Below are 22,673 nucleotides of genomic sequence, written 5' to 3' on the forward strand. Positions count from 1 at the left end.
CTCCGTTCAGAACAGCGTGGGCTGTTCCGGTCCGTCCGAGCGACGCCGGCCATCCGGACGGGTCGCGACTGCCCGTTGCGGCGCGACCTCGGCCGGATGAGGCCGAGCGCACTCCTTCTCGATCCAGCGGGAGATGATCGCCACGACGTAGTCGCGCTCGGGCCCCGTCAGCTCGCGGCCGTCGCGGATGCCGTGCAGGCGCTTCAGACATCCGCGGCAGCACGTGCCGGTGGCATGCTGGGCACGGAACACCGGATGCCCGCCCCACGGGGTCTGCTTCCCGTCCTTCGCGGGATGCGCCGGAGCGAGCCGCTTGCCGACGATGTCGGCGGCGTGGTGCCGGATCACCGACATCTCGTGTTGGAGGGCCTGCCTGCGCTCCCCGTCGCGCAGGTGGAACTTCGCCCGGAACGGGTACTGCCCGACGCGCGCCAGCACCTCGTCGACGTGCGCGCTGCTCGTGTCCACGGGCCCAGGCTACTGCCGGGCACGGACGCCCGGCGGGGGAGCCTCTCTTCCGGATGTGCGGATGCGCTGCGATGATGCGGGAATGACGAAGAAGCGCGTCGAGGCGCCCACGATCGCTCCGGGCGAGAAGCCGAAGGGACCGGCCTCCTACTTCCCGAGCATCGAGAAGACCTACGGGCAGCCGGTCCAGCACTGGCTCGACATCGCCGCCGAGGGGCTCGACGCGGGCCGGCCGCACGGGGAGGTCGTCGGCCTGCTCAAGAGCGATCACGGTCTCGGGCACGGCCACGCGAACGCGATCGTCGCGTACGTGCGCGCGAAGCTCGCCGAGTGAGGAAAGCGCCCGACGGCGGTAACGGTCAGAACACGATCTCGGGCGCGGGCGGGAGCTCCTCGACAACCTTCTCGCGCCACGCCCGGCGCTCTTCCTCGTCGGCTCCGTCCGACGCGCTCTCACATCGCGGTGCGTCGTCGTTCATCGCGAGGAGCACATCGCGTTCTCGCGCGGTCAGCTCTCGAGGCAGAGTCATCCCCGCGTTCTCGTACAGCGAAACGGTGCGCCGACATCCGGCGGATCGGATGAGATAGGCGTGGACACGCTTCCACCTTGCCAACACTTATGGAGGTAAGTGTCGGCAAGAGCGTCCGGCGGATCCCTCTTCAACGTCGGCGTCAGGAGCCCCACCACCCCCGGGACGCAACAAGCTGCGTCCCCGTCCGCACTCAGCGCAGGTTGCTTATAAGCCGAGCGGGTTACCACGAGCCTCTGACAAACCGGGGGCGCAACGCCACCATCAGCACCCGCGACACCGGCGAAGTCCTCGCCGACCTCACCCTCGACCCCACCCACGGCTACCAACGAAAAACGGTTGGACCCCCGAAACCGGGGGGCCAACCGTTCACGATGTCCCGAGACATCACAATGGCGGTGACGGTGGGATTTGAACCCACGGTAGGGGGTTACCCTACACAACTTTTCGAGAGTTGCACCTTCGGCCGCTCGGACACGTCACCGCCGACAAGCTTAAGCCAAACCGCGGTCCGATGCGAATCCTGGGGCGACGGCGATCCGGGCGGCACGCGCCTCCGCGGGCGTGCCGACTCCCGCTTGGCGAAGCGATGCCGTGAGCTCGTCGGCGAGCCCCGCGAGCAGCCCCTCCACGCCGGCCGCACCGTCGTCCGCGAGCGCCCACCAGGCCGGACGGCCCACGAACACGGCGCGGGCGCCCAGCGCGAGCGCCGCGAGGACGTGCCGGCCGTCGCGGATGCCGCTGTCGGCATACACCTCGGCGTCGCCCGCCACGGCATCCGCCACCTCCGCCAGCGCGTCGACCGCGGCGATCGATCCGGCCAGGCGCCGGTTGCCGTGCGTCGAGACGAGGACGCCGGCCGCTCCGGCATCGACGGCGCGACGCGCATCGTCTCCGCGCAGCACTCCCTTGACGACGACGGGCAGCCCCGCGATCTCGCGCAGCCGGGCGATCTGCTCGAGACCGGGAAGGCGTCCGGGGCGATCGCCGAGACGCGAGCGCTCGTCGTCCGTGAGGTTGGCGAGGCGCGCCCGCCCGGGGCCGTCCGGCCAGTTCGTCGGCTCGATCCGCGGGTCCACACGCAGCGCCGTGAGCTCCACCGTGAGCATGATCGCGCTCGCCCCCGCCGCCGCGGCCCGCGCCGCCAGCGCGTCCGTGAGGTCGGAGTCGGCGAGCAGATACGCCTGGAACCACCACGGGGCGCCCTGCTCGGCGATCCGCGAGAACGGGACGGCCGTGTTCGTCGAGACGCCGACGAGCGTGCCCGACGCCGCCGCGGCCCGCGCCGTCTCCGCCTCGCCGTCGGGGTGGGCGGCGACCTGCTGCGCCATGGGCGCGATGAGGATCGGATGGTCGACGGGCGTCCCGAGGACCGTGGTCGCCAGACTCGTCTCCGTCTCGCCGCGCAGCGCGACGGGGCGGAAGCGCACGGCGTCCCACCGGTCGGCCTCCGCCTCGGCCACGCCGTCGGCTGTCGCGTCGACGTAGTCGGCCACATGGGCGGGCAGCCCGAGACGTGCGCGCTCGCGCAGCGCGTCGATCCCGGCACGGCTCATCCGACCGCCACCGCCTCCACGACGAGCGCCGACGCGGGCGCGAGCAGCGGCGTGCGCACGCCGACGGCGCCGAGCAGCGCACCCGGCAGCACGACCTCGCCGTCGGCGATCCAGGGGACGGACTCGGCATCGAGGAAGCGCGCTGCGGTCAGGGCGGGGATCACCCTCACACGATACGTCGCGTCGGGCGCGAGGCCGGGCAGGCGCAACGCCGGGGGCACGGCCCACTCCCCCGTCGTCTCCCGTGCGAGTCGATACACCGCGTGCGATCCATCCGACGCGACGACTCCCGTGAGCGCAGCGCCCTCGTCGGACGTCTCGCCGTGCACGAGCTCGCCGGTGTGCACGAGCGGGCGCAGCCTCTTGTACTCCGCGATCCACTCCGCCAGCTGCGACCGCTCCGCCTCCGAGAAGCGGGTGACGTCGGCCTCGATCCCCGCCGAGGCGAAGAGCGTCATGGCCATCCGGAACCGCAGGTCGGTCACGCGGTCGGTCGTGTGCGCGTGCGCGGGCCCGACATGACTGCCGATGAGCTCCGGCGGCAGCAGCAGCTCGGTCCAGCGCTGGATGCGCGACCGCTCCACGGGATCGTTGGTGTCGGATGCCCACACCCGGTCCGTGCGCGCGAGGATGCCGAGGTCGACGCGTGCGCCGCCCGACGAGCACGACTCGATCTCGACCGAGGGATGACGACGACGCAGCTCGTCGAGCAGGGCGTAGACGGCGCGCGTCTGGGCGTCGACGCCGGCGCGACCCGCATGGACGGCCTCCAGCAGATCGCGATTGTGATCCCATTTGAGGTACTCGATCGGATACTCGACGAGCAGCGCGTCGAGTCGTCCGAGAAGCCACGCGGCGACCTCGGGGCGCGCGACGTCGAGCGCGTGCTGATGCCGCCACGAGCGCGCGGCACGGCCGGGAGGCGCGAGCAGCCACTCCGGATGGGCCCGGGCGAGCTCGGAGTCGGGATTGACCATCTCCGGCTCGACCCACAGGCCGAAGCCCATGCCCGTGCGGCGCACGTGGTCGATGAGCGCATGCAGTCCGTCGGGCCAGACCTCGGGGTCGACCTCCCAGTCCCCGAGCCCCGAGCGATCGCTGCGGCGTCCGAGGAACCACCCGTCGTCGAGCACGAACCGCTCGACGCCGACCTCCGCCGCCGCATCGGCCAGTGCGGTCAGCGGTCCGAGGTCATGAGCGAAGTAGACCGCCTCCCACGTGTTGAGGACGACGGGGCGGGCAGTCCGCGGATGGCCGTCGCGGGCGCGCAGCGAGCGGTGCAGCCGAGCGGACACCCCGTCGAGTCCGGCATCGCTCCAGACGAACCACGTCGTCGGCGCGGAGAAGGACTCGCCGGGGCCGAGCTCGATCTCGCCGGGCCGCAGCAGCTCGCCCGCGCCGAGCACGCTGCGCCCCTCGGGCAGGCGGTCCGTGCGATAGACGGCATCCCCGCTCCACGCGAGATGCACGGCCCAGACCTCGCCGGAGCGGTCGCCGAAGCCGGGCGTCCCCGCCACGGCGAGGAGCGGGGCGTCGTGCCCCGTGCGGCCACGACGCGACTCGCGCGCGTGGCTGCCCATCGCGAGGGGACGGCGCTGCGGCGCGCGCTCGCGCGTCCAGCGGCCGCCGAAGTCGAGCAGCTCGCTCGCGCGCTCGGCGAGCGGCAGGGTCGCCTCCAGCGCCGCGAGCGCGACCGGTGCGGCACTCGCGTTGACGAGCCTGTGGTCGACGCGGACCACCCCCGCGTCGTCGAGGCGCAGCCCGCTCTCGAGCACGAGACCGTCGGCCTCCGCCGTGAGCGTGAACCCTCGTTCGTCGGACCCGAGGTCCGTCACGCGCCATCCGGGCAGCAGCGGTGCCCCGTCCGCGGTCCCGGAGAGCCCGGGGCGCCCTGCCCAGCCGTCGCGCTCGGTCGGCAGGATGGTCAGCGGCCAGGGGAGATCGAGCGCGCTCGACGACGCCTGTCGCGCCGACGCGCCGGCGAGCGCGCGCAGCCCCTCCTCGGCGACCTCGCCGGGGTCGGCCCCCCAGTGCAGCACCTCCGGCAGACCGTCCTCGCGGAAGGCGACGATGAGCGCGGCTCCCCCGGCTCGGAAGATCGAGACGGTCATGAGAGAGCGAGCCTCCTCGTGCCGCGCCGCGGCGGACGGGCCGCCGCGCGGCATCCTCCGGCAGGGCGCTCCGGCTGGCAGCGGAACATCGGGCCTCCCTCTCGACCGCCTCGTCGTCGTCCCCAGGAAGACTCTCGCGTCGAGCCCACTTTGTCAAATTGTGAAACAAACCTGCTCAGGCGAGCAGGGCGCGGATGGCGAGCCCCGCCCCCGCGCGCGCCCACTCGGAGAAGTCCCACGTGCGCACGTCGAGGTCGACGGGCGCCGCGTCCTCGTCGAGGCGTTCGTCGACGGCGCTCCGCAGCGCATCGCCGGCGAGCTCGACGACGGCGATGCCGTCGCCCGTGAGGACGATCTTGCGCGGGTCGACGAGGTTCGCCACCGTCGCGATCATGACGCCCAGCGCACGGCCGGCGTCCGCGAAGACGCGCGACGCGCGCACGTCCCCGCCCCGCGCCGCGGCCACGACACCCGCGTAGTCGACGTCCGGTCGGCCGTACGCCGCGACGATGGACCCGTTCACGAGCAGGCTCGACACGCATCCCCTGTGGCCGAGCCCGCAGGGCGGGCCGCCCTCGTCGACGATGAGATGGCTGAGCTGGCCCGCCCTGCTGTGGGCGCCCTCGACGGGCCGGCCGTTCACGACCAGGCCGCATCCGATGCCGACGCCGACCGTGACGAGCGCCATGTCGTCGATGCCCGCCCCCGCGCCGAACCAGTGCTCGGTCGCGGTGAGCGCCTGCACGTCGTTCTCCACGACGCACGGCAGTCCCGTCTCCTCGCGGACGAGCGCGCCCAGCGGCACGTCCGTCCAGTCGAGGAACGCCGACCGCTCCACGACGGCGGCGTCCCGTGCTCGGCTCACGCGTCCGGCGATCGCGATGCCGATGGAGGTGAGCCCAGGGAACTCCGTCGCGAACGCCCGCGAGGTTTCGGCGATCTCGGCCACGACATCGGCCACCTCGCGCGATCGCAGTGGCCGCTCCGTCGAGGCGACGATCGTCGCGGCGAGATCCGTGACGACGGCGTACAGCGTGTCTCCGGTCAGCTTGACGCCGAGGAAGTGCCGCGCATCGGCCCGCAGGCTGAGCAGCTCGGAGGGGCGCCCCGTCTGCGCCATGAGACGCGTCTCGCCCTCCGCGAGCAGGCCCGCGTCGACGAGCGCACGCGTGATGCGCGTGAGGCTCGCCCGCGACAGGTGCAGTCGTCGCGCGATCTCCGCGCGCGGCAGCTCGCCGTGGATGAGCACCTCGAGGAGGGCGGAGCGCATGGCGGGCGACATCTCGCCGATCTCGACGCGTCCGGGGACGTCGGCCGGGTCGTCGACGGCTCCCCCATCGCCCATCTTTGTCACATCCCTGAATTTAGTGCCTCGCACGCCCGCTCGCCCGAAGGCTCACCTGCGCATCCGCTGCACGCGGGAGGCGGGGGCTACGCGGCCGCCCGCTCCCACTCGCCCGTGAAGTGGTTGAAGCACACCGCGCTGTCGAGCGTCGCCCGGTCGGGCGCGGCCTCCCCGCTCACGACCTTGCCGATGCGCTCGGGGTCGGGCGCCGCCAGGGCCAGCAGACGCGTGTAGTCGTGGTGCGGGTCGAGGATGACGGCGTCGGCGGGGCCGCGCTCCACGACGCGGCCCCGGTAGAGCACGAGGATCTCGTCGGAGAAGTGCCGGGCGGTCGCCAGATCGTGCGTGATGTAGAGGACGGCGAGATCGTCCTCCCGCTGCAGGCGTCCCAGCAGGTTGAGCACCCCCAGGCGGATGGACACGTCGAGCATCGACACGGGCTCGTCGGCGAGGACGACCTGCGCACCGGGGGCGAGAGCGCGGGCGATCGCCACGCGCTGACGTTGACCGCCGGAGAGCTCGTGGGGGCGACGCGACGCGAACGAGGCGTCGAGGTTGACGCGTTCGAGCATCTCGACGACCCTCTCGTGCGTCTCGTCCGTCCCGCGCGTGCGCCGGTGGATGCGCAACGGCCGGGCGATGTGGTGCTCGATCGAGTGGAAGGGGTTGAGCGAGGCGAACGGGTCCTGGAACACCATCTGCACGTGCCGGCGGTAGCGCGCGGCCGGCACCGGGGCGCCGTCGTCGCGCCGCACCTCGACGACGCCCGACGTCGGCCTCTCGAGCCTCGACAGGATCCGGGCGATCGTCGACTTGCCCGAGCCGGACTCGCCCACGAGGGCGACCGTCCGGCCCGGCTCGAGCGCGAACGAGACGCCGTCGACCGCGCGGAAGCGGCGGCGGCGCAGCCCGTCGCGGACGCTGAACTCCTTCACGAGATCCGTGACCTCCACGCGGGTCATGCGCGCGCCTCCTCGTCCTCGACGCCCGTCCGGATGAACGCGCCGCGCGTCCCGCTGAGGCTCGGGAACGAGCCCAGCAGCGTGCGGGTGTAGTCGTGGTGCGGGTCTCGGTACATGTCCTCGGCCGCGCGCAGCTCGACGATCTCGCCGCGGAGCATGACCGCGATGCGGTCGCTGATCTCGAGCAGCAGCGGCAGGTCGTGCGTGATGAAGACGACGGCGAACCCGAGCTCGTCGCGCAGGCGGACGATCTCGCGCAGGATGTCGCGCTGCACGACGACGTCGAGCGCGGTGGTCGGCTCGTCCATGATCATGACCTGGGGCTCCAGGATCATCGCCATCGCGATCATGACCCGCTGCCGCATGCCTCCCGAGAGCTCGTGGGGATACGACGTGAGCCGCGAGGGATCGACGCCCACCCGCCGCAGGACCTCCGCCGCCCGGGCGCGCCGCTCGGCCTTCGGCATCCTCGGTCGGTGCGCCCGGAGCACGTCCTCCAGCTGCGTGCGGACCGTGGTGACGGGGTTGAGGGCGTTCATCGCCCCCTGGAACACCATCGACAGCTGAGACCAGCGGAACGCCCGCAGCCGCTCGTCGCCGAGCGCGAGCAGATCGACGTCCGCTCCGTCGCGGTCGTGGAAGACCACGCCGCCGCCGGAGATGCGCGCCGGCGGCTTGTGCAGCCGGGCTATGGCGTAGGCGAGCGTCGTCTTGCCGCAGCCGGACTCGCCCGCGAGCCCGAGGATCTCCCCCGCGGCGAGCTCGAAGCTCGCGCCGCGCACGGCGGTCACGGGCTCCTCGACCTCGTAGACGACCGAGAGGTCGTCGACCGTGAGCACGGGACGGCCGTCCCGCTCCGGAGTCGTCGCGCCGCTCATCGTGCGCCCTCCGTCCTGCGGGCGGCACGCCGAGCGAGGCGAGCGCGACGCGCGTGCAGTCGCACGTTCTTGAGCTTGGGGTTGATGATCTCGTCGATCGAGAAGTTCACGAGCGACAGCCCCATCCCGAACAGCGCGATGACGAGACCGGGCGGCACGAACCACCACCAGGCTCCGAGCGAGAGGGCGAAGCCGTTCTGCGCGTAGAAGAGCATCGTGCCGAGCGTCGAGGAGTTCGAGGCGCCGAGGCCGAGGAACGACAGCCCCGCCTCGCCGAGGATGGCGGCGATCACGGCGAACACGAACTGCGAGGCGAGGACGGGCAGGAGGTTCGGCAGGATCTCGACGGCGATGACGCGCCATGCCCTCTCCCCCGCCACCCTCGACGCGGCGACGTAGTCGCGGCTGCGGATGGAGAGCGTCTGCGCGCGCAGGACGCGCGCCGACCCCGCCCAGCTCGTGATCGCGAGGACGACGGCGATCGTCCACAGGCCCCGCGCCTCGGCGGGGACGAATCCCGAGATGACGATGACGAGCGGCAGGCCGGGGATGACGAGGAAGACGTTCGAGAAGAGCGAGAACGCCTCGTCGGCGAAGCCGCCGACGTACGCGCCGAGGATGCCGAAGAACGCCGACAGCACGGTGGCGAGCACACCGACGATGAGGCCGATCTCGAGCGAGCCGCGTGTGGCGATCGCGAGCTGGGCGAGGACGTCCTGCCCCGTCTGCGTCGTGCCGAGGAGGTGCTCGGCCGACGGCCCCGTGAGACCGATGTCGCGGATGGCCGTGGGGTCGCCGGCGAAGAGCGGTCCGACGAGGCCGAACAGGGCGATGCCGACGATGAGGACGAGTCCGAGCGCGAGCCACGGCGTCAGGGTCGGCAGCATCTGGCGCAGCGCCGAGCGGGATCGCCGGCCGCGGGCGGCGCGCAGCTCCCGTGCGGTGCGCGTGACGATCGTCTCGGTCGCGTCGGCGACCGACGGCTCCGTCGTGGGGGTGATGTTCGTCATGGCGGTCAGCTCCGTGCGCGCGTTCGGGGATCGATGAGCCCGTAGAAGAGGTCGACGACGAGGTTCGCCCCCAGCACCGCGAGGGTGATGAAGAGGAACAGCCCCTGCATGAGGGCGTAGTCGTTGTTCGTGACGGCCGACAGCAGCTTCGACCCGATGCCGGGGTACGAGAACACCTGCTCCGTGACGACCGAGCCCGACACGACGAAGCCCAGCGAGATCGCGAAGCCCGCGATCGAGGGCAGCACGGCGTTGCGCGCGGCATACCCCCGCAGGATGCGCCCGTCCGACAGCCCCTTCGCCTGCGCGGTCAGGATGTAGTCCTCCGACAGCGTCGACACCATCATGTTGCGCATGCCCAGCAGCCATCCGCCGAGCGAGGCGATGACGATCGTGAGGGCCGGGAGGAACCCGTAGTACAGGGCCGATCCGATGAACTCGGCGTTCCATCCCGGGTTGAGGACGACGTCGTAGCCGCCCTGCGAGGGGAAGAGCCCCAGTCCCGTCGAGAGGAGATAGACGAGGATGAGCGCGAGCCAGAAGTACGGCACCGCGGCGAGGAGCGTCGTCGCCGGCACGAGGGAGTCGAGCCAGGTCCCGGGCCGCCAGCCGACGAGGGCTCCGAGGCCCACGCCGAGGAGGAACGACAGCACGGTCGCGATGCCGATGAGCGCGATCGTCCACGGCAGGGACTGCCCGATGACCTCCGTCACGGGCGCGGGGAAGTACGTCACGGACACCCCGAGGTCGCCGCGCAGCACGTTCACGAGATAGCTGCCGTACTGCACGATGAGCGGATCGGTCGTGTTGCCGCCGAGGAGGAGCTCGTAGGCGGCCCGGGTCTCCGCCGTCACCGTCCCGCCGCGCTGCTGGAGCTTGGCGAGGAGGATGTCGACGGGGTTCCCCGGCAGCAGCCTCGGGATGAGGAAGTTGAGCGTGAGCGCCGCCCAGAGGGCGACGAGATAGAAGCCCAGCTTGCGCAGGTAGTAGCTCATGCGGGCGCGCCTCCCGCGGGGACGACCCCCTCCTCGGCCACGATCACTCGCCCGTCGGCTGCAGCGCCTTGAAGATCTGCGCGTTGTCCGGCGACGCCCAGATCGCGGGGAAGGCGTACAGATCGTCGAGCGTGGGCCATCCGGTGAACTTCGCGGCGTTGTACTCGCTCGTCGTGCCGCCCGTGAGGACGGGGATGTAGGGCATGTCGTCGACGACGGCGGCCTGGATGACGTCGAACTGCGCCTGACGCGCCGCGGTGTCCGCGGGATCCGTGCTCTTCAGGACCGCCAGGGCGTCGTCGACGGCGGGGTCGCTGAAGCGGGCGACGTTGACGGGGGCGACCTCGCCCACGGGCGCCGTGTTCGCCGAGGAGAAGAAGTTGTTGTAGAGGTAGTACGGATCGCTCGCGGCGCCCTGCCCGAGGGAGTCGATCGCGAGCTGGTAGTTCCCCTTGCCCTTCTTGTCCGTCCACTCGTTCCACGACGACTGCGACGCCGTGAGGCCGATGCCGACCGCCTTGAGCTGCTGCCCCATGGTGTCGATGGCGGTGATGTAGTCGGTCCAGCCGGTCACGACCTCGACCGTGAGGCTCAGCGGCACGCCCTCCTTCGCGTAGATGCCGTCGGCGCCCTTCTCGTAGCCGGCCGCCGTGAGGATGTCGTCGACCTTCGCGGTGTCGGGCTTCGCGGGCACGGTCGTCTCGTCGACGTCCGCCGAGATGTATTGCTCCTGCGTGGGCAGCAGCGCGAAGGTGGGCGACATCTCGCTCGCGGTGCCCTGGAACGCGAGCGCGTTCAGCTGATCGCGGTCGAGCGCGTAGTAGATCGCCTCTCGGACGGCGGGGTCGGTCTGCGGGCCCTCGCAGCCGAGCTCGGCGTTCGAGCAGGTGAGGAGCGCCATCTGGTTCTGCGGGATGGTGATGGCCTCGTATCCCGGATAGTTCTCCGAGACGTTCTGGATGTCGGGCACGGGGCCGGTCTGCCAGTCGATCGTCCCGGCCGCGAGGGCGTCGGCGCCCGCGGTGTTGCCCGAGAGCGAGAGGAAGCGGATGTGCCTCACCGCGGGCGCGCCGTCCCAGTAGTCCTCGTTCGCCGAGAGGGTGAACGCCTGCGGCTTGAAGTCGCTGAGCACGTACGGCCCTGTGCCGACCGGCTCAGCGACCACGTCGGCCGTCGGGTCGATGCCGTTCCAGATGTGCTCGGGCACGATGAACGTCTTGCCGAGGACCTCGGGGCCCGTCACGAACGCCGGCTCGGGGAAGGAGATCGAGACGTGCGTGGCGTCGACCGCGGTGACCTCGCCGTCGAAGCCGCCCGTGTTCAGCGCGGGGTTGTCGAGGATGAGCTGGAAGGTGAAGACGACGTCGTCGGCGTCGAAGGCCTCGCCGTCGCTCCACGTCACGTCGTCGCGCAGCGTGACGTCGAGCTGCGTGCCGTCGTCGTTCCACGCGTACTCGGTGCCGAGCAGCGGGACGTAGTCGTCTGTGTTGACGTTCGTGACGAAGAAGAGCGACTCGTAGATCGTGCCGAGGCCGCCGACCTTCGTCGGCGAGTACGGGTTGAAGTTGATCTGGTAGTCGCCGGACTGGCCCGTGTAGGCGACGAGGGTGTCGGCGCCGGAGGCTCCGGCGCCCCCGTCGCCCGTGCCGCCGGAGGAGCCGCAGCCCGCCAGAGCGAGACCGACGGCGGCGATGCCCGCGGCGAGCGAGACGCGCCGCCTGCGCGTGGTGCGAAGAGACATCATTGGTCCTTTCCTCACGCCGGAGCGGAGGCCGTCGGCGTTGACGAACCCTGTATGACGCAGGGGATCGGGAGGAACGATCTCCCGAGGACGCCATTGTTACGCACCGAAACGAACTCCGTCAAGGAGTTCGCTCCAAACCGCAACAAAGTCGCGGCCCGTCAGCCCGCGAGGTCTCCCGCGTGCCGCAGGACGAGCGGGGAGGCGAAGGCCTCGGGGGCGACGGCGGCGGGAGCACCCGAGACGACGAACTCATGGGCCTCCCCCGGCAGGAGGCTCACGAGCCCGCTGTCGACGACGGCGGTCGGATGGCCGCGGTCGGCCAGCAGGAAGACGTCCCGTGCGTAGGAGCGTGCCGTGACGCGCACCCGCACCGCGCCGTCCGAGCCCTCCCGTGCCGCGACGACGTCGAGGGCATCGCGGTCGAGCGCCTGGTCGACGACCTCGGCGAAGTCGTGGATCGTCCGCCCGAGCCCTGCGGCCTCCACGACGAGGACCTCGCCGGCCGGATCGTCGGCGAGGACGGCGCCCGCGGGCAGCGCGACGGTCGCCGTCCCGCGCGCACCGACATCCGCCGCGACGCGCGCCTCCGCGAGAACGGCGCCGTCGAAGGCGAGCCGACGCGCCACGACGACCCCCGACCACGGCTCGTCCGCGTCGTTCAGCAGGATGGCCGCGAGCACGCCGTCGCGAGGCTGCACGGTGACCAGGCGCGGCTCGTAGACGGCCTTGAGCGCGTGCCAGAGCGGCTTGCGCCGCTCGGCGGCGTCGACGGCGGCCCAGGAGATGACGGGCCAGCCGTCGTTCAGCTGCCACACGATCGTGCCGGTGTTGTACGGCGCGAGCGAGCGGAAGTGCGCGATGCCGAAGCGCACCGCGGCGGCCTGGTTGAGCTGCGTCGCCCAATGCCAGTCGTCGATCGTCCGGGGAGCGGGCAGATGGGGGCCGTACCCCCGCTCGAGCTTGAGATTGCCCTCCTGCGCCTTCTGATGCACGAGCATCTGCTCGCCGTAGGGGTCGAGAGGATCGTCGTGCACGGCGTCGACGAGCGTCGTCCAGGCGGGCGGCCCCTGGAAGCCGAACTCGGCGACGAACCGCGGCGTCCACTCGCGGTACGCGGCGTAGTCCTTCGCGTTCCACACGTCCCAGACGTGCACCGTGCCGTGCGTGTCGACGTTGGGGCTGATGTACGACGAGAACGAGTACGGGCTGCCCGGCGCGTAGAACCGCGTCGGGTCGAGCTCCGCGAGCAGGCCGGGCAGGAGCCGTCGGTAGTATCCCTCGCCCCAGGTCCTTCCGCCGAGACGCGCGCGCCATCCCCACTCCGCATAGCCGATGATGTTCTCGTTGTTGCCGTTCCAGACGACGAGCGACGGATGCGGCGACAGGCGCGTGATGGCCTCGCGCGCCTCGGCCTCGACCTCGCGGGCCAGCCAGTCCTCCTCGGCGTACGCCGCGCACGCGAAGAGGAAGTCCTGCCAGACGAGGACGCCCTGCTCGTCGCACAGGTCGTAGAAGTCGTCGCTCTCGTAGAGGCCGCCGCCCCAGACGCGGAGGAGGTTCATGTTCGCCTCGGTCGCGTCGCCGATCCGGCGCTCGCAGCGGTCGCGATCGACCTCGGTGACGAAGGCGTGGTCGGGGATCCAGTTCGCCCCCCGCACCTGGATGAGCCTGTCGTTCACGTGCACGGCGAACGGGCTGCCGTGCTCGTCGGGCGCGACGTCGACGCGCACCGTGCGGAATCCGACGCGGCCGCGCCAGGCGTCCAGATCGCCGTCCAGCCTGACCGCCACGTCGTAGAGGGCCTGCGCCCCGTGCCCGCGCGGCCACCACAGCTCGGCGTCGGGCACCTCGATGCGCACGTGCGCGCCGGTCGCCCCCGCAGCGACCTCAGCCGCGCGGACGATGCCGGCGACCTCGACCTCGACGCGCAACGGCACGGCCGTCAGCGCATCGGCACGGTCGATCGCGATGTGGGCGTCGAGCACGCCGGCGCCGCCGTCGACGCCCACGAGCGGACGGACCGACGCGATGCGCGCCGTCGACCAGGTCTCGATCCGGATCGGACGCCAGATGCCGCTCGCCGCGACGTCGATGCCCCAGTCCCATCCGAAGCCGCTCGCCATCTTGCGGAGGGCGTTGTAGGGATGGTGGTTCACGTGCGGACGCGGCCCGTGCTCCTCGGAGCGGGCCGCGGCTGCGGGGACGGGCGCGGCGAAGTCGACGCGCAGCGCGTTCTCCCCCTCGACGAGCGCCGCGCCGATGTCGAAGCGATAGGAGCGGTGCTGGTTCTCGGTGCGGCCGACCTCGACGCCGTTGAGCGTGACCGTCGCGAGGGTGTCGAGCCCCTCCGCCACGAGCTCGCGGCGCTCACTGCCGTCGTCATGCCAGCGGAACGTCGTCTCGAAGCGCCAGTCCGCGTCCCCGATCCACTGCTGCTCGGCCTCGTTCGCCCCGTCGAAGGGCTCCGCGACAAGCCCCGCGCGCAGCAGGTCGAGGTGCACGCTGCCCGGCACCTCCGCGGGGATCCCCCGGCCGGCGATGTCGTCGGGCACCGGGCCTCCGGTCGCGGAGACGGTCCAGTTCTCGGACAGCTGGATGGCGGTCATGCGGCTCCTTCGCCTCGGACGCCCGCCTGCCGGGCGCCGTACTTAATTCCACAGTCTTACAAACTGCGGGGCGCGACGCCAGGCCGGACGGCCCCATCCGCCCTCCCGTCGTCGAGCATCCGTCTTCTCCTCGGCGAGAATCCGCCTGCGCCGCGAGAATCCGTGCGGCGAGCGCATTCTCACCGCGCACCTGGATTCTCGAGGCCGGATGCGCGTCGGCGTCAGAGCACGACGACCTCTCCGAGAGCGGGCCGCAGCGTGAGGCGGAAGCCGGCGGATCCGCCCTCGACGACGCGTGCCGCTCCGTCGCCCAGGCCGAGCGCGTCGAGGGTCGCGCGGAGGGGCGCCGGATCGGGCTCGACGCGCTCGAAGGACACGAGCTCGATCGCCGGGATGCCGCTGAGCCCCGGCTGCGTCGTCGTCCCCCAGTCGATGAGGAAGGGGACGTCGAGGCGACGGTTCTCGCCACGCGTGAGACGCCATTCGAGGAGCTCGCCGTCGGGCTTGCGGCGCGAGAGGTCGTGCACGTCGCCCGGGTCGTAGCCGCGCCGGCGCGCGCCGACGACCGTCGCATCGATGTCGTCCGGGTGCACGGCGTACGTCCGGACGGCCGGGGCGGTGAGGCCGTCGATGCCGAACGTCGACGGCAGCGCCTCGTCGGCACGGTCGGGGTCGGGGCCGATGAGCTCGACGTACTGCGGCCCGCGAGCGCCGTCGATCGTGAGCGCGACGAGCGCGTTCGCGGTTCCCGTCGGGTGCGCGCCGCCCGGAGCCGCCGTCACCCCTGTGCGCTCGGCGAACCAGGCGACGAGCGCGTCGAGGTCGGGGCCGGCGATGACGACGTGGTCGAGGAGACGGGGGATGCTCACGCCCCGGCCCTCCGGCGCGCGGGGACCTCGGGCTCGCCCAGTGACAGCATGAGGCGGTTGGCCCAGTTGAAGAACGCCGCGCCGTTGATCACGTCGACGATCTCCGCGTCGTCGAAGCCCGCCGCGCGGAGCCGGTCGACGTCGGCCGCGCCGAACGACAGCGGCGTCTCGGCCAGTGCGACCGACGACGCCACGACCGCGTTCCAGCGCTCATCGCCGAGGTCGGCGTCGACGCCCTCGTCCAGGAGCCGCTGCACGTCCGCCTCGCGGCCCGACTCGCGCGTCGCCGCCGCGGAGTGCACCGACGCGCAGAAGACACAGCCGTTGTGCCGCGAGGTCGCCGTCGCCGCGAGCTCGCGCTCGGCGCGGCCGACGCCGCCGGAGGTGTTGAAGAAGATGTCGAGGTCGGTGAGGGTGCGCGCCTTCAGCGCCTCGGGCTCGCGCGCGAGGAGCCGGAAGTACGGCATCTTCGCCCGCGACGGCTCGATGAGCGCATCCCGCTGCTCCTCGGTGAGGTCCTGCTCGTCCACGGGAGCGAGCCACGGCACCCAGCCGAGGCCCTGCTGTGTGAATCCCTCCGGGCGTGCAAGGTCGGGGTATTCGGTGACGAGCTCGGTCATCTCACGGCTCCCTCGGTCGTGGCGGACGGGTTCTGGGCCAGCACGCGGAGTCCCCACGCAGTGCGCAGCTGGAAGGCGAGGAACGCCACGAGCTGCGAGAGCTTGACGATGTCATCCGCGCTCCAGCCGGCGTCGACGAGCGCGCGGACGGCCTCCGGTCCGGATTCGCGGGGACGGAACACGAGGAGATGCGTATGCGTCAACGCCGCCGCGAGACGCACGCCGAGCGCCTGTGCGTCCGCGGTCCACACGAGCCCCGCGACGCTCTCCGACCCCAGGGCCGGTTCGCGGTACGCGCCGTAGGGCCCGGTCGTGGCGCCGCTCGCGGCTGCGGCGTCGACGACGTCCGCGAGCTCCGGCGCCTCGTCGGAGAGCAGGTCGGCATAGAACCTCACCGCCTCGTCGAAGCCGTGCAGACGAGCCGTGAAGGCGGCCACCGCATAGCGCTCGCTCAGCGGGAACGTGCCCTCGTCGACGGGCTCGAGCAGCGCCTCGAAGCTCAGCTGCGCGTTCTCCCTCGCCTGCGCACGCTGGTCTCGCACCCTCGCTGAGGCACTGCCCGGCGCGATGCCGGCGAGCAGGTCGATGATGTCGGCGTTCTGCCGGCTCATGAGACTCCTTCGGTTTCGTGGACGATCGGACGGTGCGCGTCGCGCAACGACGCGGCGGCGCTCTCGCCCGTCCGGTATCCGAGCCGCGGGGCGACCTCGGAGGCGAGCAGCTCGAGCGAACGGAGCGTCAGCTCATGCGTCGCGGCGATCGAGTGGACCTGGAACGACACATCGGTCGATGCGGGGATGGCGGCGTCCGCCGAGAGCGACGCGACGACCTCGTCGACCGTGCCCACGTGGGTGTCGGTGACGCGGACGAGCTCGTCGATGCCGAGCCCGTCCGCATCGACGCCGTGCAGGGTCCCCGCGATCCGGCGCAGGCCGTCCTCCGCGAGCTCGAGAGCCCGCGTGCGGTCCTCGGGATCGACCACGAAGGCCGTGCGCGAGGCCAGCACGCGGAAGGGCGCGCCGGCGGGCAGCGCCGCCCGGTACGCCTCGATGAGGGGGAGCTGCACCTCGTGGAGGGGCGCATCCGGCGCATCCCGCGGCTGCGTCCGCGAGAGCAGAAGTCCGTCGCCCCGCGCACCCGCGCGGACACCGCCGTCGACCGAGAACGTCGCCTGCCAGACACGGCGTTCCAGGTCGCCGGGCTCGGGGTACACGCGCGATTCCGTGCCGCGCACGCCCCAGCCCGCGAGCGCGTCGACGAACACGGCGAAGTGCTCCGCGAACGTCTCGCGCCGGCGCTCGTGGTCGCGCCCGAACGCGGCGAACGACGACGGCGTTCCTCCCGACGAGATGCCCAGCTGCACGCGTCCGCCGCTGAGACGGTCGACGACGGCCGCGTCCTCCGCCGCCCGGAGCGGTTCGTCGAGGGGCAGCGTGACGACCGCCGTCCCGAGGCCGATGCGGGAGGTCCTCTCCGACGCCGCGGCGAGCAGCACGAACGGCGACGGCAGACCGCCCTCGTCCGCGCTGAAGTGATGCTGCGCGATCCACGCGGAGGCGAACCCGGCGGTCTCGGCGCCGGCGATCTGCTCGAGCGCGAAACGGTAGCGCTCGTGCGCCGGTGCGTCCTCGAGAAGCCGTGTGAAGAATCCCAGCCGGGGTCCCGTCATCCTCCCGCTCCCTCCGATCCGGTGCCCGCCGCATCCTCCGCGCCGCGGAAGACCGTGCCGGGGATGGCGGCGAGAAGCTGCTGCGTGTACGCGTGCTGCGGGTCGTCGAAGACCTGCGCAGCCGTGCCGAGCTCGACCTGCCGCCCGCGCTGGAGGACGGAGACGGTGTCCGCGATCTGCCGGACGACCGCGAGGTCGTGCGAGATGAAGACGTACGTCAGTCCGAGCTCGCCCTGCAGGCGCGCCAGCAGCCGCAGGATCTGCGCCTGCACGGTGACGTCGAGCGCCGAGACGGCCTCGTCGAGCACGACGAGCTCGGGCTCGAGGATGAGCGCACGCGCGATCGCGACGCGCTGGCGCTGTCCGCCCGAGAGCTCTCGCGGCTTCCGCGCGCCGATCTCCGGCGCGAGGGAGACGAGCTCGAGATGATGCGCGACGCGGTCGGCACGCTCCGCGCGATCGCCGATCCGGAAGTTCGCCAGCGGCTCGGCGAGGATGCCCGCGATCGTCTGGCGCGGATCGAGCGAGCCGTACGGGTTCTGGTAGACGAGCTGCGTCGTCCGCCGGAAGTCGCGGGCCGACCGTAATGCCGTGACATCCGTGTCGCCCACCCGGATCGTGCCGCCCGTGGGCCGGTTGAAGCCCGCGATGCTGCGTCCCGTCGTGGTCTTCCCCGAGCCCGACTCGCCGACGAGCGCATGCGTCGTCCCCCGCGGCACCGAGAACGACACGTCGTCGACCGCGACGAGCGGCGTGCGCCCGGCGCCGCGACCGAACTCCTGCCGCAGCCCCGTCACCGCAACGAGCGGCCGTGCGCCCGCCACCACGACGGGCGGCGTGCGCTCGACGACCTGCGCGAGCGACGGCGCATCCGCGAGCAGCGTGCGCGTGTAGCCGGCCGCGGGCGCCGTCAGGACCTCCGACGAGGGCCCCGCCTCCTGCACCTCTCCCCCGCGCATGACGACGATCGCATCCGAGCGGTCCGCCGCGACGGCGAGGTCGTGGGTGATGAACAGGACGCCCGTTCCCGACTCCTCCCGGAGCCGGTCGAGCAGGTCGAGGACGGTCCGCTGCACCGTGACGTCGAGGGCGCTCGTCGGCTCGTCGGCGATGACGAGCTCCGGCTCGAGCGCGATCGCGGCGGCGATGAGCACGCGCTGCCGCATGCCGCCCGACAGCTCGTGCGGGTACTGGCGGGCACGCGTCTCGGGGTCGTCGATCCCGACACGGTCGAGCAGGTCGATCACGCGCGCGCGGATCTTCGCGCCGTCGCGCCAGCCGTGGATGCGCAGCGCCTCCCCCACGCTCGACCCGATCGTCGTGACGGGGTTGAGCGAGCTGCCGGGATCCTGCGGGATGAGCCCGATGCAGCGTCCGCGGAGGGTCCGCCACCGGCGCTCGGGGAGGCCGACGAGCTCGGTGAGCCCCTCCGTGCGCTCGTTCAGCCGGATGCTGCCGCCCGCGATGCGGCCGTTCGAGGCGAGCAGGCCGATCGCGGACTGCGCGACGGTGGACTTGCCCGAGCCGGATTCGCCGACGAGGGCTGTGACCTTGCCGGCCTCGACGTCGAACGAGACGCCGTTCACGGCGTTCACGAGGCCGCCCGTCGTGCGGTATTCCACCGCCAGATCGCGGATGGACAGAAGCGCCTCGCCCGTCATGCCGACTCCCCTCCGCGGATGGCCTGGCTGAGCCGGTTGGTCGCGAGGACCACGACCACGACGACCGCGCCGGGCAGCACCGTGAGCCACCAGGCCGTGGCGACGTAGTTGCGCCCCTCGGCGATGAGGAGGCCCCACTCCGGCGTGGGCGGCGGTGCGCCGTAGCCGAGGAAGCCGAGCGTGGAGATCTGCAGGATGGCCGAGCCGAGCTGCAGCGCGGCGAGCGCGATGACGGGCGTGAGCGAGTTCGGGAGGATGTGCCGCCACAGCACGCCGAAGAAGCTGCCGCCGGAACCGTAGGCGGCCTCGACGAACTCGCTCACGCGTACGCTCACCACCTGTGACCGCGCGAGACGCGCGAACGTCGCGATCGACGTCACGCCCACGGCGATGGCCGCGTTCGCCGTGCCGAATCCGAGGAGGATGACGACGCTCAGCGACAGCAGGAGGGCCGGGATGGCCAGGAGCACGTCCACGACGCGCATGAGCGCCTCGTCGACGGCGCCGCCCGTCGCACCGGCCGTGATGCCGATCGCGGTGCCCACGACGAGCCCGACCAGGACGGCGATGAGCGCGCCGCTGATCGACTGCGAGGCGCCGTGAACGACGCGGGAGAGGACGTCCCGGCCCGTGGCGTCCGTGCCGAACCAGTGCGCGGCGCTCGGCGCCTGCAGCGACGCGGCGACGGTCTCGGTCGGGCTGACCGGGGTGAAGAGCCCCGGGGCGACCGCCCAGGCGACGGCGACGAGGATGACGACGGACGGGAGGAGCACGCCGGGGCGCACGATCGGGCGCCACCAGGCCTGGCGCGAGCGGGCCGGTGCGACGACGGTCATCGGACGGCTCCCTTCCGCGAGCGGCCCTGCGACGCGGGCCTGCGCAGGCGCGGGTCGAGGACGGGGTAGAGCAGGTCGACGACGAGGTTGATGACGACGAAGGTGACGGTCGTGATCACGACCACGGCGAGGAGCACGGGCGTGTCGCGGTTGGCGACGGCCTGTGCCGTGAGCTGGCCGATGCCGTTGCGGGAGAACACGGTCTCGGTCACGACCGCGCCGCCGACGAGCTCGCCGAAGAGGAGGCCCGCCATCGTGAGCGTCGGCACGAGGGCGTTGCGCGCGACGTTGCGCCACAGGAGCCATGACGTGCTCGCACCGCGCGCCCGCACGACCGCGACGAACGGCTGGTCGCGCACCTCGTCGATGCTGCGCATGAGCACCTGCGCGAGCGGCGCCGCGATCGGGATGGCCAGGGTCGCCACAGGCAGGATGAGCGCCTGCATGGGTCCGGCGCCGATCACGGGGATGAGGCCGAGCTGGAACGAGAACACCTGGATGAGGATGATCCCGATCCAGAAGACGGGCAGCGACACGAAGAAGGGCGGGATGTTGCGGAAGGTGCGGCGCAGCCACGCTCCCCTGCCGTAGGTCGCCGTGAACGCGATGGTCACGGCGAGGAAGATCGCCGCCACGAGGCCCAGGACGGCGAGGGTGAGGGTCGACGGCAGGCTCGCCCCGATGAGGTCGGAGACGGCCGCCCCGCTCTGCACGGAGTAGCCGAAGTCTCCCCGCAGGAAGCCCCACGCCGACTCGAGGTAGCGCACCGCGAGCGGCCGGTCGGCCCCGTACGCCGCGCGGATCTCGGCGAGCTGCTCCGGCGTGAGGCCCAGATCGGGACTGCCGTAGCGCGCGAGCACCGCGTCCCCCGGCAGCGCGGCGAGCAGCACGTACGCCACCGTGTAGGCGAGCACGAGCACGAGCACCGCCTGCCCCGCACGTCGCAGCACGTAGACCATGGTCACCTTCCGTACGAGGTCGGGAACGGGTCCGCCCGCCCCCGACCTCTCCGTCTCATCCGGCGATCGCGCGGGGCGACCGCCGGCGGCTCACTGCGCCAGCCAGGTCTCGTAGAACGACGGGCGGCCGACGGACTCCGTCTCGAAGCCCTGGACGGCGTCGACGTAGCCGAACACCTGGGGCTCCTCGAAGAGAGGGAGGATGTACGCCTGATCGGCGAGGTGCTGCTGCGCGGCGGCCGATGCCTCGGCGCGTCCCTCCTCCGTCGGCGACGAGGCGATCTGCTGCAGCAGGTCGTCGAGCTCCGGGTCGCCGACCGAGCCGTCCGGGTAGCCGTTGAGCAGCGTGTTGCGGTTGCCGGAGAAGTACTGCGACTTCAGGACGTCGTAGTCGGCGCGCCCGACCATGGAGTGGTACACCTGCAGCGTGCCGACCTCCGTGCGCGCGGCGTCCTGTGCGGCCTGGTCGCCGGGGAGCAGGTCGACCTCCACGCCGATCTCGCCGAGCTGCTCCTGGATGAGGGTCACGACCTCCGCGGAGCGCGGCTGCGGCAGCGCCTCGTTGAAGGTGAGCGACAGGCGCTGGCCGTCCTTCTCGCGGATGCCGTCGGAACCGGGCTCCCAGCCCGCCTCGTCCAGCAGCTCGGCCGCCTTCTCGGGGTCGTGCCCGTAGGACGACGACGTGTCGGTGTACCCGAGGGCCGTCGTGGCGAGCGCGCCCGTGGCGAGCGGATAGCTGTCGGTGAAGAGCGTGTCGACGATCTCCTGGCGGTCGATGCCCGCGATGATCGCCTGGCGGACCCGGATGTCCTCCAGAAGCGGGTCGCGGAAGCGGAAGCTCAGGCCGTTGTTGACGCCGTTCGTCGCGGCGGCGTAGAGCGAGAGGCCGTCGGCGTCGAACTGCGCCTCGTCGGGCGCCTCGATCTGGCGGGCGATCTGCGCCTGCTGCGAGACGACGGTGCCGACGCGGACGCTGTCCTCCGACGCGACGACGACGTCGACGGCGTCGAGGTACGGACGGCCCTGGTGCTCCAGCGACGGCGGCGCCCAGTCGTAGTCCTCCCGGGCCTCGAGCGTGAGCTTCGTGCCGATCTCCTCGTCCGAGATCACGAACGGGCCGCTCGCGACGATGTCGGTCGCGTTGCCGGGGCCGAACTCCTCGCTCGTGCGGTCGAGGGTGTCGTTCGAGAGCAGGCCCGAGTTGATGGTCGACACGGCCTGCGCGAAGCCCGGCGACGGCGCGGTGAAGAAGAACGTCGCCGTGTGCTCGTCGACGACCTCTCCCCTGTCGTAGTTGTTGATGGCCTCCGACACCGGCAGCGCGCGATCGGTGTCCCCCGCGCCGAACAGGTCGAAGTTCTTCACGACGTTCTCCGCGTCGATCGGCGTGCCGTCGGAGTAGGTCGCGTCGTCGCGGAGCGTGAAGGTGTACTCCGTCGCGTCCTCGTTGACGGTGTAGTCCGTGGCGATCCACGGCTCGAGCTCGAGCGTCTCGGGGTTCTGGTAGAGCAGCCGGTCCGTGATGTTGTTCACGATGCCGCCGTTGGGGTAGAAGCCGGCCGACGGCGGGTACAGGGTGACCCAGGTCTGCGGCTCGAGATACGTGAGCGTGCCTCCCGTCTGCGGCTCGCCGGACGCGGCGGAGTCGCTCGTCGCCTGGCCGCCGGAGCAGCCCGCGAGGAGCGCGGCGGCCGTGACGACGGATGCGACCGCCAAAGCGGCACGGGGGAATCGGGGCATGACATCTCCTCGGGTGCGATGCAGGGGCAGCGCTATGGGCGCCGAGGACCAGTCCATCACAGACGGGGCCCGCCCCGGCTCGCCGGCTTCACGGAGCGTAAAGAGCCGGTGCCG

Annotated in this window: 20 protein-coding genes and 1 tRNA gene; 1 reads left to right on the forward strand and 20 read right to left on the reverse strand. The window is 72.0% G+C overall.

All coding sequences use genetic code 11. The features are described from left to right. Positions 1–6: 6 nt before the first annotated feature. Positions 7–468 carry a DUF4186 domain-containing protein gene (locus N8K70_RS13940; RefSeq protein WP_317138952.1) on the reverse strand — a complete coding sequence of 154 codons (462 nt, stop codon included), beginning with the start codon at positions 466–468 and terminating at the stop codon, positions 7–9. Positions 469–550: 82 nt separating this feature from the next. Between N8K70_RS13940 and N8K70_RS13945 the strand changes: the two genes are divergently transcribed. Then, positions 551–802 (forward strand): DUF4287 domain-containing protein, encoded by a 252-nt coding sequence (locus N8K70_RS13945; protein WP_317138953.1) that lies wholly within the window; start codon positions 551–553, stop codon positions 800–802. A gap of 25 nt (positions 803–827) precedes the next feature. On the opposite strand, the gene N8K70_RS13950 is transcribed toward N8K70_RS13945, so the two are convergent. From N8K70_RS13950 to N8K70_RS14040, 19 genes are all read right to left on the reverse strand, one after another. Beyond that, positions 828–998: a hypothetical protein gene (locus N8K70_RS13950; protein WP_317138954.1), complete on the reverse strand. Its 171-nt coding sequence runs from the start codon at positions 996–998 to the stop codon at positions 828–830. Positions 999–1,391: 393 nt separating this feature from the next. Further along, positions 1,392–1,482, reverse strand: a tRNA-Ser gene (locus N8K70_RS13955). Positions 1,483–1,492: 10 nt separating this feature from the next. Then, on the reverse strand, positions 1,493–2,554 hold the full coding sequence (locus tag N8K70_RS13960) for an alpha-hydroxy acid oxidase (protein ID WP_317138955.1): 1,062 nt from the start codon (positions 2,552–2,554) through the stop codon (positions 1,493–1,495). After that, positions 2,551–4,665 carry an alpha-galactosidase gene (locus N8K70_RS13965; protein WP_317138956.1) on the reverse strand — a complete coding sequence of 705 codons (2,115 nt, stop codon included), beginning with the start codon at positions 4,663–4,665 and terminating at the stop codon, positions 2,551–2,553. Before N8K70_RS13965 ends, N8K70_RS13960 begins: the two co-directional genes overlap by 4 nt. Before the next feature lie 175 nt (positions 4,666–4,840). After that, on the reverse strand, positions 4,841–6,010 hold the full coding sequence (locus N8K70_RS13970) for an ROK family transcriptional regulator (RefSeq protein ID WP_317138957.1): 1,170 nt from the start codon (positions 6,008–6,010) through the stop codon (positions 4,841–4,843). Between the two features lie 86 nt (positions 6,011–6,096). Beyond that, positions 6,097–6,972, reverse strand: a complete 876-nt coding sequence (locus tag N8K70_RS13975) for an ABC transporter ATP-binding protein (RefSeq protein ID WP_317138958.1) — start codon at positions 6,970–6,972, stop codon at positions 6,097–6,099. Then, complete coding sequence (locus N8K70_RS13980) at positions 6,969–7,850, reverse strand: ABC transporter ATP-binding protein (protein WP_317138959.1); 882 nt, start codon at positions 7,848–7,850, stop codon at positions 6,969–6,971. The genes N8K70_RS13975 and N8K70_RS13980 overlap by 4 nt, the downstream gene beginning before the upstream one ends. Continuing rightward, on the reverse strand, positions 7,847–8,860 hold the full coding sequence (locus N8K70_RS13985) for an ABC transporter permease (protein ID WP_317138960.1): 1,014 nt from the start codon (positions 8,858–8,860) through the stop codon (positions 7,847–7,849). Before N8K70_RS13985 ends, N8K70_RS13980 begins: the two co-directional genes overlap by 4 nt. A gap of 5 nt (positions 8,861–8,865) precedes the next feature. After that, entirely contained in the window at positions 8,866–9,855 is a 990-nt protein-coding gene (locus tag N8K70_RS13990; RefSeq protein WP_317138961.1) for an ABC transporter permease, read from the reverse strand. Between the two features lie 43 nt (positions 9,856–9,898). Next, positions 9,899–11,599, reverse strand: coding sequence for an ABC transporter substrate-binding protein (locus N8K70_RS13995; protein WP_317138962.1), 1,701 nt, complete (start codon positions 11,597–11,599; stop codon positions 9,899–9,901). A gap of 158 nt (positions 11,600–11,757) precedes the next feature. Continuing rightward, a complete protein-coding gene (locus tag N8K70_RS14000) occupies positions 11,758–14,205 on the reverse strand; it encodes a glycoside hydrolase family 2 protein (protein ID WP_317138963.1) in 2,448 nt (815 codons plus the stop codon). Positions 14,206–14,426: 221 nt separating this feature from the next. Continuing rightward, complete coding sequence (locus N8K70_RS14005) at positions 14,427–15,074, reverse strand: VOC family protein (protein WP_317138964.1); 648 nt, start codon at positions 15,072–15,074, stop codon at positions 14,427–14,429. Continuing rightward, positions 15,071–15,694, reverse strand: coding sequence for an alkylhydroperoxidase domain protein (locus N8K70_RS14010; protein WP_317138965.1), 624 nt, complete (start codon positions 15,692–15,694; stop codon positions 15,071–15,073). The genes N8K70_RS14005 and N8K70_RS14010 overlap by 4 nt, the downstream gene beginning before the upstream one ends. Continuing rightward, on the reverse strand, positions 15,691–16,305 hold the full coding sequence (locus N8K70_RS14015; RefSeq protein ID WP_317138966.1) for a CMD domain protein: 615 nt from the start codon (positions 16,303–16,305) through the stop codon (positions 15,691–15,693). Before N8K70_RS14015 ends, N8K70_RS14010 begins: the two co-directional genes overlap by 4 nt. After that, entirely contained in the window at positions 16,302–17,363 is a 1,062-nt protein-coding gene (locus tag N8K70_RS14020; RefSeq protein WP_317138967.1) for a putative FMN-dependent luciferase-like monooxygenase, read from the reverse strand. Before N8K70_RS14020 ends, N8K70_RS14015 begins: the two co-directional genes overlap by 4 nt. Beyond that, positions 17,360–19,024 (reverse strand): ABC transporter ATP-binding protein, encoded by a 1,665-nt coding sequence (locus tag N8K70_RS14025; protein WP_317138968.1) that lies wholly within the window; start codon positions 19,022–19,024, stop codon positions 17,360–17,362. Before N8K70_RS14025 ends, N8K70_RS14020 begins: the two co-directional genes overlap by 4 nt. Next, positions 19,021–19,860 carry an ABC transporter permease gene (locus N8K70_RS14030; RefSeq protein ID WP_317138969.1) on the reverse strand — a complete coding sequence of 280 codons (840 nt, stop codon included), beginning with the start codon at positions 19,858–19,860 and terminating at the stop codon, positions 19,021–19,023. The genes N8K70_RS14025 and N8K70_RS14030 overlap by 4 nt, the downstream gene beginning before the upstream one ends. Then, entirely contained in the window at positions 19,857–20,819 is a 963-nt protein-coding gene (locus tag N8K70_RS14035; protein ID WP_317141227.1) for an ABC transporter permease, read from the reverse strand. The genes N8K70_RS14030 and N8K70_RS14035 overlap by 4 nt, the downstream gene beginning before the upstream one ends. Before the next feature lie 90 nt (positions 20,820–20,909). Further along, positions 20,910–22,559 (reverse strand): TIGR04028 family ABC transporter substrate-binding protein, encoded by a 1,650-nt coding sequence (locus N8K70_RS14040; RefSeq protein ID WP_317138970.1) that lies wholly within the window; start codon positions 22,557–22,559, stop codon positions 20,910–20,912. Positions 22,560–22,673: the final 114 nt, after the last annotated feature.

The sequence above is a fragment of the Microbacterium sp. AB genome, assembly GCF_032878875.1.
In the GTDB taxonomy this organism is placed as follows: domain Bacteria; phylum Actinomycetota; class Actinomycetes; order Actinomycetales; family Microbacteriaceae; genus Microbacterium; species Microbacterium betulae.

Excerpts from the sequence above, each read along its gene's own strand:
- N8K70_RS13945 (WP_317138953.1), top strand. The coding sequence starts at position 551 with ATGACGAAGAAGCGCGTCGAGGCGCCCACGATCGCTCCGGGCGAGAAG.
- N8K70_RS13950 (WP_317138954.1), bottom strand. The coding sequence starts at position 998 with ATGACTCTGCCTCGAGAGCTGACCGCGCGAGAACGCGATGTGCTCCTC.
- N8K70_RS13960 (WP_317138955.1), bottom strand. The coding sequence starts at position 2,554 with ATGAGCCGTGCCGGGATCGACGCGCTGCGCGAGCGCGCACGTCTCGGG.
- N8K70_RS13965 (WP_317138956.1), bottom strand. The coding sequence starts at position 4,665 with ATGACCGTCTCGATCTTCCGAGCCGGGGGAGCCGCGCTCATCGTCGCC.
- N8K70_RS13970 (WP_317138957.1), bottom strand. The coding sequence starts at position 6,010 with ATGGGCGATGGGGGAGCCGTCGACGACCCGGCCGACGTCCCCGGACGC.
- N8K70_RS13975 (WP_317138958.1), bottom strand. The coding sequence starts at position 6,972 with ATGACCCGCGTGGAGGTCACGGATCTCGTGAAGGAGTTCAGCGTCCGC.
- N8K70_RS13980 (WP_317138959.1), bottom strand. The coding sequence starts at position 7,850 with ATGAGCGGCGCGACGACTCCGGAGCGGGACGGCCGTCCCGTGCTCACG.
- N8K70_RS13985 (WP_317138960.1), bottom strand. The coding sequence starts at position 8,860 with ATGACGAACATCACCCCCACGACGGAGCCGTCGGTCGCCGACGCGACC.
- N8K70_RS13990 (WP_317138961.1), bottom strand. The coding sequence starts at position 9,855 with ATGAGCTACTACCTGCGCAAGCTGGGCTTCTATCTCGTCGCCCTCTGG.
- N8K70_RS13995 (WP_317138962.1), bottom strand. The coding sequence starts at position 11,599 with ATGATGTCTCTTCGCACCACGCGCAGGCGGCGCGTCTCGCTCGCCGCG.
- N8K70_RS14000 (WP_317138963.1), bottom strand. The coding sequence starts at position 14,205 with ATGACCGCCATCCAGCTGTCCGAGAACTGGACCGTCTCCGCGACCGGA.
- N8K70_RS14010 (WP_317138965.1), bottom strand. The coding sequence starts at position 15,694 with ATGACCGAGCTCGTCACCGAATACCCCGACCTTGCACGCCCGGAGGGA.
- N8K70_RS14015 (WP_317138966.1), bottom strand. The coding sequence starts at position 16,305 with ATGAGCCGGCAGAACGCCGACATCATCGACCTGCTCGCCGGCATCGCG.
- N8K70_RS14020 (WP_317138967.1), bottom strand. The coding sequence starts at position 17,363 with ATGACGGGACCCCGGCTGGGATTCTTCACACGGCTTCTCGAGGACGCA.
- N8K70_RS14025 (WP_317138968.1), bottom strand. The coding sequence starts at position 19,024 with ATGACGGGCGAGGCGCTTCTGTCCATCCGCGATCTGGCGGTGGAATAC.
- N8K70_RS14030 (WP_317138969.1), bottom strand. The coding sequence starts at position 19,860 with ATGACCGTCGTCGCACCGGCCCGCTCGCGCCAGGCCTGGTGGCGCCCG.
- N8K70_RS14035 (WP_317141227.1), bottom strand. The coding sequence starts at position 20,819 with ATGGTCTACGTGCTGCGACGTGCGGGGCAGGCGGTGCTCGTGCTCGTG.
- N8K70_RS14040 (WP_317138970.1), bottom strand. The coding sequence starts at position 22,559 with ATGCCCCGATTCCCCCGTGCCGCTTTGGCGGTCGCATCCGTCGTCACG.